At 47.8% G+C, this 12,052-nt stretch carries 10 protein-coding genes; 9 read left to right on the forward strand and 1 reads right to left on the reverse strand.

Annotated elements, in window-relative coordinates; genetic code table 11:
• Nucleotides 1-311: 311 nt before the first annotated feature.
• The 8 genes from eis to pssA all read left to right on the forward strand — a co-directional run bounded on the left by eis (nt 312) and on the right by pssA (nt 10,191).
• Complete coding sequence (eis, locus tag AB3N00_RS29895; protein WP_413037732.1) at nt 312-1,487, forward strand: enhanced intracellular survival protein Eis; 1,176 nt, start codon at nt 312-314, stop codon at nt 1,485-1,487.
• A 481-nt stretch (nt 1,488-1,968) separates the two neighbouring features.
• On the forward strand, nt 1,969-2,430 hold the full coding sequence (locus AB3N00_RS29900; RefSeq protein WP_095293442.1) for a CtsR family transcriptional regulator: 462 nt from the start codon (nt 1,969-1,971) through the stop codon (nt 2,428-2,430).
• Between the two features lie 31 nt (nt 2,431-2,461).
• The gene (locus AB3N00_RS29905; RefSeq protein ID WP_413037733.1) at nt 2,462-2,980 is read left to right on the forward strand and encodes a UvrB/UvrC motif-containing protein; all 519 of its coding nucleotides are present in this window, start codon (nt 2,462-2,464) and stop codon (nt 2,978-2,980) included.
• Nucleotides 2,981-3,008: 28 nt separating this feature from the next.
• Nucleotides 3,009-4,082 (forward strand): protein arginine kinase, encoded by a 1,074-nt coding sequence (locus AB3N00_RS29910; protein WP_175394114.1) that lies wholly within the window; start codon nt 3,009-3,011, stop codon nt 4,080-4,082.
• A 183-nt stretch (nt 4,083-4,265) separates the two neighbouring features.
• Nucleotides 4,266-6,728, forward strand: coding sequence for an ATP-dependent protease ATP-binding subunit ClpC (gene clpC / locus AB3N00_RS29915; RefSeq protein WP_413037751.1), 2,463 nt, complete (start codon nt 4,266-4,268; stop codon nt 6,726-6,728).
• Between the two features lie 213 nt (nt 6,729-6,941).
• Nucleotides 6,942-8,309 carry a DNA repair protein RadA gene (radA, locus tag AB3N00_RS29920; protein ID WP_095293438.1) on the forward strand — a complete coding sequence of 456 codons (1,368 nt, stop codon included), beginning with the start codon at nt 6,942-6,944 and terminating at the stop codon, nt 8,307-8,309.
• A 12-nt stretch (nt 8,310-8,321) separates the two neighbouring features.
• Entirely contained in the window at nt 8,322-9,398 is a 1,077-nt protein-coding gene (disA, locus tag AB3N00_RS29925) for a DNA integrity scanning diadenylate cyclase DisA (protein ID WP_095293437.1), read from the forward strand.
• A gap of 61 nt (nt 9,399-9,459) precedes the next feature.
• Nucleotides 9,460-10,191: a CDP-diacylglycerol--serine O-phosphatidyltransferase gene (pssA, locus tag AB3N00_RS29930; RefSeq protein ID WP_413037734.1), complete on the forward strand. Its 732-nt coding sequence runs from the start codon at nt 9,460-9,462 to the stop codon at nt 10,189-10,191.
• A 132-nt stretch (nt 10,192-10,323) separates the two neighbouring features.
• Here the strand turns inward: pssA and AB3N00_RS29935 are convergent, their stop codons facing one another.
• Nucleotides 10,324-10,719, reverse strand: a complete 396-nt coding sequence (locus AB3N00_RS29935; protein WP_095293446.1) for a DUF1573 domain-containing protein — start codon at nt 10,717-10,719, stop codon at nt 10,324-10,326.
• A gap of 173 nt (nt 10,720-10,892) precedes the next feature.
• Here AB3N00_RS29935 and AB3N00_RS29940 point away from each other — a divergent pair, with 173 nt between their 5' ends.
• A complete protein-coding gene (locus tag AB3N00_RS29940; RefSeq protein ID WP_413037735.1) occupies nt 10,893-11,978 on the forward strand; it encodes a PIN/TRAM domain-containing protein in 1,086 nt (361 codons plus the stop codon).
• Nucleotides 11,979-12,052: the final 74 nt, after the last annotated feature.

The raw sequence follows: 12,052 nt of genomic DNA on the forward strand, positions 1-12,052 counted from the left end.
CGAACACGACCGTTAAGCCCTCTAGCGCCGATGGTACTTGGACCGAAGGGTCCTGGGAGAGTAGGACGCTGCCAAGCAAAGAACCACTGCCGATGTAATTCGGTGGTGGTTTTTATTTGTTTATTTTTCTTGCTGTATGCTTTATTTATAACACAGCTATATATGAATATATGTTCTTACAAGGAGATGCGTGTGCATCTCTTATTTGACTTTGTACCACACCTCTGACACACTCATAGAAGATACATACATCACATATTGGAACAGAAGTTGAATCGCTTACTATTCTAGAGAACGGGGTGCAGAACGACATGGAAATTCGCAAGTTGACCGTAGATGATTTTGAAGCCAGTATTGCGCTCTCCCAGTACGCTTTTCAGTATGTATTGAGTGAGGAACGCAAAGAGAAACAGCGGCATCGCTTCACTTTGCAGGATATCTGGGGAGTCTATGAGGAAGGCGAGTTGGGTGCCAAGCTTCACATCATTCCTTTTCAAACGTATATTCATGGCAGGTCATTCGAGATGGGTGGCATAGCGGGTGTAGCCACTTGGCCAGAGTATCGTCGCAAGGGTTGGGTAGCGGGTCTTTTAAGGCATGCGCTGGAAGAAATGAACCGGAACAAACAAAGCGTTTCGTTCCTGCACCCGTTTTCTTTTGCCTTTTACCGCAAGTATGGATGGGAAACCTACATTGAATATAAAAAATATAAAGTAGCTACCGCGCATTTGCCTGCGAAAAAGGCTACACCCGGTACCATCCGGCGTGGAGAGCCAGGCCTTGCTGTGCTGAAGGAAGTTTACAGCGCTTATGCGGAGCGTTATAACGGAACCCTAATCCGTGATGATGCGTGGTGGGAGAACTCGGTGCTCACAGATGGAACGAGCCAGAAGGCAGTGTATCAGGATGAAGCAGGCCAAGCTCAAGGCTATCTTTTGTATGAGGTTAAAGAACGCAAGTTTGCCATCGATGAGATGATTTATCTCAATGAAGAAGCCAGACAGGCACTCTGGACCTTTATTTCGAACCATGATTCGATGATTGATGAGGTCACATTGCAGGCACCAGCCAGTGATACACTTGCATTCCAACTGGATAACCCACGGATACAGCAGGAGATCGTACCTTACTTCATGGCACGCATCGTGAGTGTGGAGCAGTTCATTTCGCAGTATCCTTTTGCGAGCCAGGACTCACCGGTGCAGATTAATCTTCAGGTAGAGGATGCGCATGCTCCCTGGAACGAGGGGGTATGGCAGCTGAATGTAGCGATGAATGGTACGGCCTCCATATGGAAAACATCCGAACCTGTCTTGGAAGATCAGACGCTTAAGGTCGACATCCAAGCACTTACAGCGATGCTTATGGGATATCGCAGACCTACAGAGATGGCACGGATGGGCCGAATTGATGGTCCTGCGGAAGTAATTAGTGCACTGGAACACGCGATTCCTGAACGGGAAACCTATTTGCTTGATTTTTTCTAAGTTCATTCCAGATACTTATATGTAAGTCGATAACATCGATTCTGCCCCCTTTCAACCTTTATAGAGAAACCGCGCTACAGTAAGACAAATGAACTTCTCCAGCTGTTTTGGAGAGGTTTTTTTGTGTCCGGGGAATATTTCGTGTAAAATCGTAAAAAATGAATAGTGACCCCACTTGGCAAAACCACAAAATATGCTATAATGTATATAAAGTCAAAGAAAGTCAAAGTCAACTGAAGGTTTAATACTTACGTAGCTTTCTTTCTGCAATCCGGTGATCACATCTTTAATGCCACATCTAAAGAATCATCGGAAAGAGGCAATATCAAAGGACCTTCGTGCGTCCTTGCTCTCCCGAATAAACCGGAGGAATTCAAGATTCGCTGTTTCCCTGATTGGTTAAATGGGTTGAGAAGGTGTACTCTGTGGGGGCGTGTGGGTCCTTATTGACTTAACGTTTCAGACAGTGGAGGATGAGTGGATGCGTAATATCTCTGATATTATCGAACAATATCTGAAGAGTATTTTGCATGAAAGTCCCGAAGGAATGGTTGAAATTCAGCGCAATGATCTCGCAGATCAATTCTCATGCGTACCATCCCAGATCAACTATGTAATTAGCACACGTTTTACCCTTGAAAAAGGGTACCTGGTCGAGAGCAAACGTGGCGGTGGTGGTTATGTCCGCATTCAGCGGATTGAATTGCCGGCTCACTCTGCTCTGCATAATCATTTGCACCATAGTATCGGGGATGAGATTGGACAGACAGCTGCCGAAGGTCTGATTTATCAACTGGAAGAAGCACGTTTTCTGAGTAAACGGGAAGCCGGCTTAATGCGTGCAGCTGTATCAAGAGAAATTTTATTGGTCAAACTTCCTTACCGGGATCAAATTCGTGCCAGAATGTTAAAGGCGATGTTAATATCTTTGCTCGGTAAATGAAAACTATCGGGATCAAGGAGGTACATCATAAATGCTGTGCCAAGAATGCGACAAACGTCCGGCTACACTTCACTTTACGAAAATCGTGAATGGAGAGAAGACGGAATTCCATATTTGTGAGTCATGTGCCCGTGAAAAGGGAGAAATGATTCCTGGAACAACAGGAGGATTTTCCATTCATAATCTGTTGTCCGGGTTGCTTGATTTTGAACCCAAGAATGGGAATGCGGGGGCACCCCCTGCTCAAGCCCTTCGTTGTGAAGAGTGCGGCATGACTTACTCACAGTTTAGCAAAATCGGCCGGTTCGGCTGCAGTTCTTGTTATAAATATTTTGACAGTCGTTTGGATCCTTTATTTAAAAGAGTCCACGGCAGTACAACCCATGTAGGCAAAGTACCTGCACGTGCCGGAGGACGCATCAAGGTGAAACGGCAGATTGCCGACCTGAAACGTGATCTTCAGGAGAGTATCGCCCAAGAAGAATTTGAAGAGGCTGCTCAGATTCGTGACCAGATCAGGGAACTTGAAAAAGAAATAGCCCAGGAGTAAAGTTTGCCATGAGTAGGAGGGATGCGTAATGCCTAATCTGCGTTTTACAGAGAAGGCGCTCAGCGACTGGATGCGCAGTGATGCGGCTGATTCCGAAATCGTCATTAGCAGCCGTGTCCGGATCGCACGCAACCTGCAGCATTATCCGTTTCCGATGCTGGCTTCCAATGAGCAATCGGAAGAAGTGCTGAATAAGCTGAGCGAAGTACTTCAATATGATGACGTTCATGCCTTTGGAGATTTCCACACCTTGGATTTGATGGATATTGATGATCTCGACAAGCGGGTGCTGGTGGAGAAACATTTGATCAGCCCCAGTCTTGTGAATGAATCCAAAAATGGTGCGGTCATTCTCAGTGAGGATGAATCCGTCAGTATTATGATAAATGAAGAAGACCATCTTCGTATCCAATGCCTCTATCCGGGGTTCCAGGTCAAAGAAGCCTGGGAGAAAGCTTCCGCCATAGACGATGCTTTTGAAGCGCATGTGGACTATGCTTTTGATGACCGCAGAGGATACTTGACCAGCTGTCCTACCAATGTAGGTACAGGTGTGAGAGCATCTGTCATGATGCATTTGCCCGCTCTGGTGATGACACAGCAGATTGGACGTATTCTGACCGCTGTTTCTCAAGTAGGGTTAACCGTCCGTGGAATCTACGGTGAAGGCAGCGAGGCGATGGGCAACCTTTTCCAGATCTCCAATCAGATTACGCTTGGACAGACGGAACAAGAGGTTATCGACAATCTGCACGGCGTAGTGCAGCAGATTATTGAGCATGAACGTACTGCCAGAGAGCGGTTAATTTCCGACTCCAAACTGCGGATTACCGATAGAGTGATGCGATCGTATGGAATTTTGTCGCACGCAGCTATCATGGACTCCAAGGAAGCCGCACAGCGTCTCTCTGATGTTCGCCTTGGTGTGGATCTGGGCTTGTTGAATGGCTTGTCCATCACCGTAATGAATGAGTTGAATGTGATGACCCAGCCAGGGTTTCTGCAGAAAACATTCGGGGAAGATATGCGCACAGATGAGCGTGACATCTACCGGGCTCAGTTGATTCGTGATACGATCAATTCAGCCAGTCAATCCCAGTAGTTCCATTTGGATTGAACTGTCCTAAGGTTTCATGCCGCTTCTGCGGCTTTTATATAACGAGCATTTCCATAAATGCTGAATGATTTTATTCGCAGCACGGCTGCAGACAAAAATGATATGAAGAATACGGCGGGATCATTATTAGGCCCCCGTTTTATCCAAAACCATGGAGGTGCAGGAGATATGATGTTTGGAAGATTTACGGAACGGGCCCAAAAGGTGCTCGCACTCGCGCAGGAAGAAGCTGTCCGTCTCGGTCATAATAACATCGGTACTGAGCACATTTTGCTCGGCCTCATTCGTGAAGGCGAAGGCATTGCAGCCAAAGCACTGATCGGCTTGGGACTCGGATTGGAAAAAATTCAGGATGAAGTAGAAACGCTGATTGGCCGCGGCCAGGAGCAGCCTACCAACATTGCATATACGCCTCGTGCGAAAAAAGTAATTGAATTGTCTATGGATGAGGCTCGCAAATTGGGTCACACCTATGTAGGCACAGAGCACATTTTGCTCGGATTGATTCGTGAAGGCGAAGGTGTTGCTGCACGTGTGCTCAATAACCTTGGCATCAGCTTGAACAAAGCACGTCAACAAGTGCTGCAATTGCTTGGCAGCAGTGAGGCTGTATCCAGTCATAACGGAACACCTGCTAATGTAAGCACGCCAACACTGGACAGTCTGGCACGTGACCTTACCGCTTACGCGAAGGAAAACAACCTGGATCCGGTGATCGGCCGCAGCAAGGAAATCGAACGTGTCATTCAGGTGCTGAGCCGTCGTACCAAGAACAATCCGGTATTGATCGGTGAACCCGGTGTAGGTAAAACGGCAATTGCCGAAGGTCTGGCACAGAAAATCATCGCTAACGAAATTCCGGAAACATTGCGCGACAAACGGGTTATGACCCTGGATATGGGTTCTGTTGTGGCCGGAACGAAGTATCGTGGTGAATTTGAGGATCGTTTGAAAAAAATCATGGATGAGATTCGTCAAGCGGGTAACATTGTCCTCTTCATCGACGAATTGCACACCTTGATCGGTGCAGGCGGAGCAGAAGGGGCCATTGATGCTTCGAACATTCTGAAACCGGCTCTGGCCCGTGGAGAACTGCAATGCATCGGTGCAACAACACTGGATGAATATCGCAAATATATTGAGAAGGATGCCGCACTGGAGCGTCGTTTCCAACCGATTACAGTAGATCAGCCTTCTCCGGAAGAAGCAATTCAAATCCTGCACGGTTTGCGTGATCGTTACGAGGCGCATCACCGCGTGAAAATTACGGACGAAGCTATTGTACAGGCGGTTAAATTGTCTGATCGCTACATCACAGACCGTTTCCTGCCAGACAAAGCGATTGACCTGATTGATGAAGCGGGTTCCAAAGTAAGATTGAACTCATACACTATCCCGCCAAACCTCAAACAACTGGAAAGCCGTCTTGAAGATATCCGTAAGGAAAAAGACGCAGCAGTTCAAAGCCAGGAGTTCGAAAAAGCAGCAGCTCTGCGCGATACGGAACAAAAAATCCGTGAAGAGCTGGATGTAACGAAGAACCAATGGAAAGAAAAACAAGGTCGCACGGATTCCGAAGTGACTCCTGAGGATATCGCACAAGTGGTAGCCAACTGGACAGGAATTCCGGTGAACAAATTGAAAGAAGAAGAGACACAACGATTGATGAACTTGGAGTCCATCCTGCATGAACGTGTCATTGGTCAGGATGAAGCGGTGAAATCGGTCAGCCGTGCGGTTCGTCGTGCACGCGCCGGATTGAAAGATCCGAAACGTCCGATGGGTTCATTTATCTTCCTCGGTCCTACTGGGGTAGGTAAAACCGAGCTGGCTCGTGCACTCGCAGAAGCCATGTTCGGAGATGAGAATGCAGTGATCCGAATCGACATGTCCGAGTATGGTGAGAAGCATTCGACTTCAAGACTCGTCGGAGCGCCTCCAGGATACGTTGGATACGAAGAAGGCGGTCAGCTGACAGAGAAAGTTCGCCGGAAACCATATTCCGTAGTCCTGCTTGACGAGATCGAAAAAGCACATCCGGAAGTGTTTAACATCCTGCTGCAAGTGCTTGAGGATGGTCGTCTGACAGATTCCAAAGGTCGTGTCGTAGACTTCCGTAACACCCTGATCATTCTGACATCCAACGTGGGTGCTGAAGCGATTAAACGTAACTCTACACTTGGTTTTACAGCTGTTGTGGACGCAGGTGCGGACTACGATAACATGAAAGGTAAAGTCATGGATGAGCTGAAGAAAAGCTTCCGTCCAGAGTTCCTTAACCGGATTGACGAAATTATCGTGTTCCACTCCCTTGAAGAGAAACATATTGCTGAGATTGTTTCCCTCATGAGTGAGGAGCTGCGGAAACGTCTGCGTGAATACGAAGTTGACTTCGAACTCACCGACAATGCCAAAGCCTTCCTGGCCAAAGCCGGCTTCGATCCTGCGTATGGTGCCCGTCCGCTTCGTCGGGCGATCCAGAAGCATATTGAAGACAAATTGTCTGAGGAATTGCTTACAGGTACTGTGACCAAAGGCGATTCATTGTTAATCGATGAAGAGAATGGCGCGCTTTCTGTAACCAAAAAGGACGTAGTCGTTCCTTCCAATGAAGAAATCGAAACAAAGTAAGTAAAGTTTTAACATGATTGAAAATGATCCTTTCCGGCTTCGGCCGGGGAGGATTTTTTGCTGTTCATGGAACATGTGTAAAGTTTACGATAATCCTTTACGAAAAATCTCAAACAATGGTAAACTTTTATTAACCCTGCACGTCAGGAAGTAAGGCAAAATTCGTCGAAAAATGCAAAATGCTGTTATAAAATAAATCTTAGGAGTGCTGAAGTGGCCAAAGTTAAAACCAAGTTTCAATGTACGGAATGTGGTTATGAAGCCCCAAAATGGTACGGCAAATGTCCGGGTTGTCAGTCATGGAATTCCATGGTGGAAGAAACGGAAACGGTTGTCAAAACTCAAGGGAGAAATTCCCCCCTCTTTGACAGTAAAGATAAACCCCTTCCCATCATAGATATAGATAGCGGTCAGGAACCGCGTGTACAGACTGGAATCGGAGAGCTGAACCGGGTATTGGGCGGCGGAATTGTTCCGGGTTCTCTCGTGCTGGTGGGCGGAGATCCGGGAATCGGAAAGTCAACGCTGATGCTGCAGACTTCTCATGCTCTAACACATTCAGGTTTGCGCGTGTTATATGTTTCGGGTGAGGAATCGGTGAAGCAAACCAAATTACGGGCTGACCGTCTGGATGCGCTCTCTCCTGAACTGTATGTGCTGTGTGAAACAAATATGGAACGTGTAGAGGAAGCGGTTGAGCAGATCCAGCCGCATTTTCTTGTCATCGACTCCATTCAGACGGTATATCTGCCAGAAGTCACCAGTGCACCCGGCAGTGTAGCGCAGGTAAGGGAATGTACTTCCCGGTTTATGCGCATCGCCAAAGGGCGAGGCATTGCAACCGTCCTTGTGGGGCATGTTACGAAAGAAGGGGCGATTGCCGGTCCGCGTATGCTGGAACATATGGTGGATTGTGTTCTTTATTTTGAAGGGGAACGACATCATACGTATAGATTGTTGCGTGCGGTGAAAAATCGTTTTGGCTCAACCAATGAGATTGGTATTTTCGAAATGGGTGAGGATGGATTGCGCGAAGTGGGCAACCCTTCTGAACTCTTTTTGTCCGAACGTCCGCTCGGTGTAGCGGGTTCTACCGTAGTCGCCAGTATGGAAGGCACAAGGCCTATGCTGGTTGAGCTGCAGGCACTCATCTCGGCGACTCATTTTCCATCTCCCCGTCGTATGGCAACAGGGATAGACCATCACAGGCTGAACCTGATTATCGCGGTGCTGGAGAAGCGGATGGGCATGTTTTTGCAAACACAGGACGCATACCTGAATGTAGCCGGAGGAGTGCGGCTCGATGAACCCGCTGTGGATTTGGCGGTTGCGGTGAGCATTGCATCCAGTTTGAGAGATGTGCCGACCAAGCCGGATGACGTCATTTTTGGCGAGATTGGTTTGACAGGTGAGGTTCGGGCCGTATCACGGGCTGAACAACGTGTGAAGGAAGCCGAAAAACTGGGCTTCAAGCGAGTCATTTTACCGGAGAAAAGCTTAAAGGGCTGGAAACATCCTCGCGGGATACAACTGATCGGTGTGAATACCGTGGCAGATGCACTAGCGGTTGCTTTAGATTAGGGGGCATACAAGATGAAAGATTCGAGCCAACTGGATAAGATGAATGAATTGTTGAGGCTGATCGCACCAGGTACACCTTTCCGCGAAGGTCTGGAAAACGTGCTGCGCGCCAAGACGGGGGCACTGCTTGTTGTAGGATACAGCCCTGAAGTTATGGAAGTCGTTGACGGGGGATTCTCGATTAATTGTGATTTTTCCCCCAACTATCTATATGAGCTCGCCAAAATGGACGGTGCCATTATTCTTAGCGAGGATTTAAAGCGTATTCTATATGCCAATACCCAGCTGATCCCGGACTCGTCCATCTCTTCCTCAGAGACAGGGATCCGTCATCGGACAGCAGAGCGGGTAGCCAAGCAAACGGGCAAATTGGTTGTATCGATATCGCAACGCCGGAATATTATTACCTTGTATCAGGGAACGCTTAGATATTCGCTGAAGGAAATCGGAGTTATTTTGACGAAGGCGAATCAGGCGATCCAAACACTTGAGAAATACAAAGCCGTACTGACACAATCCCTTACGAATCTAAGCGCCTCCGAGTTCGAAGAATTGGTTACAATCCCTGAGGTAGTGAATGTGATTCAGCGTACGGAAATGGTGATGCGCATCAAAACGGAAATTAAGCGCTACATCCATGAACTTGGGAATGAAGGGCGGCTGATCTCCATGCAGATGGAAGAATTGGTCGGAACAACGGAGGAAGAGGCGTGGTTGCTCTACAAGGATTATGCTCGGGACGACAGTGACGAGAAAATCCGCGAAATTATCGTGGGCCTCAAACGACTTTCGGATGATGAGTTGCTCGATGCACATCATATCGTTCGTCTGCTCGGCTATCCATCGTCGGCTGCCACTTCGGAAGATTCGGTTGCACCACGCGGATATCGGGTATTGAATAAGATACCACGTCTTCCAAATGTCATTATCCATAACCTGGTGGATCAATTTGAACAATTGCCTCATGTGATTATGGCAACGATTGAAGAGCTGGATGAAGTAGACGGTATTGGTGAGGTGCGTGCCCGGACAATTAAGGAAGGTCTGAAGCGTCTGCAGGAGCAGATGTTTATTGACAGACAAATGTAATCCAGAGCGATCATGGATAGGTTTGCCTATAACGGCTTGAAGATGATGAGGTGAAACAACGATGTTAACCAAATTCATTCCGAACCTTTTTACCTTGGGTAATCTGTTTCTTGGAATGATGGCGATACTGCTTGCAATCGATGGGAATTACAGCCTAGCCGCGATTATGGTGATCGTTGCCATGCTGCTGGACGGTTTGGATGGCAGGGTTGCACGTGCGCTTAATGCCCAAAGTGAATTCGGCAAAGAGCTCGACTCCCTGTCCGACATGGTTTCGTTTGGCGCAGCTCCGGCGCTCATTATGTTTATGGTATCCTTTCAGGATGCCTCTCCGGTTCTCGCCTGGGTAGCCACAGCAAGCTTTCCCATTTGCGGGGCCATTCGGCTAGCACGCTTCAACGTAAGACCTGGGATTCCCGGATATTTTACGGGTCTGCCCATTCCGGCAGCCGGAGGTGTGCTTGCAACGCTAACGTTGTTTAACAAGGATATTGGTCCGGTTAGCATGATGATAGCCACATTGTTATTATCCTACTTGATGGTAAGTTCACTTAAATACCCGAATTTCAAAAAGGTGGGTCTGCCGCGAAAAGCGATCTGGATTGCACCTTGGGTGGTCGTTTTCGCTGTAGCGGTTGCTGTCATTTTCCCGGAACAGTTGTCAAAGCTGATCTTTATTCCTCTGGTGCTGTACGCCCTATATGGAATGAAGCATAATATGCGAACAGCAGCCTCGCGCAACCGGGCGAAGAAACGCAAGGAAGAGAAGTCTTCCCGGCCTTCGGATCGGTGAGTTCTTTACATTGGCATCAATGCCCCAGAAATGCATAAGAAAAAGCACGCATTCTCCTTCAGGAGCGTACGTGCTTTTTTTGTTATTCAAATCTATACAGTACCTATCTTTGTACAGCGAAATTGCAGTTCATTACGACAAATTGAACATCCCTAACGTCGAACATTTCTGTGACTCGTGATTCACGACTTCTTCCATGTTGATATCCAGCAGATTGCAGAGAGCTGACATATAAAACAGGTTCCGCCCCAGTTCGGAGCTGATGACCTCTTTACAATTCTCGCACAATTCACCTTCCACATGCGTCTCCAGCAGGCCTTTGGTTTGAGCGATACCGCTCTCCGGGGCATATTTCTGCTTGGTGGCGTGCAGCTCAATGCAGCCGCATTCGGTAATGGCCTTGGACACGGCACGGTTGACAGAAGCTCCGGCTTGTCCTGTTTTGGACAGTACATCAATCAGACTGCGATGACGCAGCAACAGCTCGGAAACCTGATCCTGAAAAGCCTGTAAACTTAGCGTACTCATTTTTGCTACTCACCTCGGGATATGAATTGAATTCATTATATGCCAATAATTTACCTTCTTTCAACTGACGATTGCAACATTTCCAAAAAGTTCTTCTGAGCGGGATTAGTATTCTGAGAATTGGATCATACTGGATATAAGATCAAGAACTTTTGAAGGAGGTGCAGGGACATATGTGGAAAAAAGGCATTTTAACTTTTACAGGATTGTGCGGTGCATGGTTTGGCTACACGGCATATCATCTGGCAGGAAAATCCGTCCCGTGGATGGCTGAATGGATTCAGTCGGCAGGGCTGCTGGGAGCAGGGGTAGCAACGGCACTGGGAGCTGTACTGTTTATGGCCGTGTGCAATATTGGTGGAGCGTTGTTGGCAAACAGACTGCAGAATGGGATCGATGCTCTGGCCAAAGTACCGATGAACGAACTGGCGGCCGGCGCAGCAGGGACGGTTGCAGGATTGCTGGTAGCCTTGCTGCTCTATCCATGTTTGGCTTGGCTGGGGACAGCAGGAGAGGTGCTTCAGGTGGCACTGACGGCCGTTAGTGGGTATTCGGGGTACATGCTGGCGATGGCCAAGAAAGACGATCTGGGGGCATTCTGGATGTCTGGGCGGTGGGGTCACCCTGAGGTGGACGAAGACAGACGGATGGAAGAGCATAAAATTTTGGATACCAGTGTCATTATTGATGGCCGCATCGCTGATATATGTAAAACCGGTTTTATCGAAGGCACCATTGTCATCCCGGAATTCGTTCTGGAGGAACTTCAGCATATTGCTGATTCGTCGGATCTGCTGAAGCGGAACAGAGGAAGGCGCGGACTGGATATTTTGAACAAAATTCAGAAAGAACTCGACGTGAAGGTACTCATTTACGAGGGTGATTTCGAAGAAATATCGGAAGTGGACAGCAAACTGGTCAAACTCGCCAAAGTCCTTCAGGGCAAGGTCGTCACGAATGACTTTAACTTGAACAAGGTTTGTGAGCTTCAGGGTGTATCCGTACTCAACATCAACGATCTCGCCAATGCGGTGAAGCCTGTGGTGCTTCCTGGTGAAGAGATTATGGTTCAAATCATCAAGGATGGTAAGGAGCATGGTCAAGGTGTAGCTTATCTGGATGACGGTACGATGATCGTTGTGGAAGGCGGACGCGAGTACATCGGCATGATGATGGAAGTGCTGGTGACCAGTGTGCTGCAAACTTCCGCGGGACGAATGATTTTTGCCAAGCCGAAACTGTTGGAAAAAGCCCAATAAAGCGGTATGATGGGTAGTGTATCGTTACGAGTATATTATTAAGTGAATGATATCTCTGGACGATAAACTGACAG

The organism is Paenibacillus xylanilyticus (assembly GCF_047246825.1).
Taxonomy (GTDB): Bacteria; Bacillota; Bacilli; order Paenibacillales; family Paenibacillaceae; genus Paenibacillus; species Paenibacillus xylanilyticus_B.

What these genes read in the sequence shown, in the direction of transcription:
- clpC (WP_413037751.1), top strand. Translation starts at nt 4,266, where the DNA reads ATGATGTTTGGAAGATTTACGGAACGGGCCCAAAAGGTGCTCGCACTC.
- AB3N00_RS29935 (WP_095293446.1), bottom strand. Translation starts at nt 10,719, where the DNA reads ATGAGTACGCTAAGTTTACAGGCTTTTCAGGATCAGGTTTCCGAGCTG.
- disA (WP_095293437.1), top strand. Translation starts at nt 8,322, where the DNA reads ATGAAAGATTCGAGCCAACTGGATAAGATGAATGAATTGTTGAGGCTG.
- pssA (WP_413037734.1), top strand. Translation starts at nt 9,460, where the DNA reads ATGTTAACCAAATTCATTCCGAACCTTTTTACCTTGGGTAATCTGTTT.
- AB3N00_RS29910 (WP_175394114.1), top strand. Translation starts at nt 3,009, where the DNA reads ATGCCTAATCTGCGTTTTACAGAGAAGGCGCTCAGCGACTGGATGCGC.
- AB3N00_RS29905 (WP_413037733.1), top strand. Translation starts at nt 2,462, where the DNA reads ATGCTGTGCCAAGAATGCGACAAACGTCCGGCTACACTTCACTTTACG.
- AB3N00_RS29900 (WP_095293442.1), top strand. Translation starts at nt 1,969, where the DNA reads ATGCGTAATATCTCTGATATTATCGAACAATATCTGAAGAGTATTTTG.
- eis (WP_413037732.1), top strand. Translation starts at nt 312, where the DNA reads ATGGAAATTCGCAAGTTGACCGTAGATGATTTTGAAGCCAGTATTGCG.
- AB3N00_RS29940 (WP_413037735.1), top strand. Translation starts at nt 10,893, where the DNA reads ATGTGGAAAAAAGGCATTTTAACTTTTACAGGATTGTGCGGTGCATGG.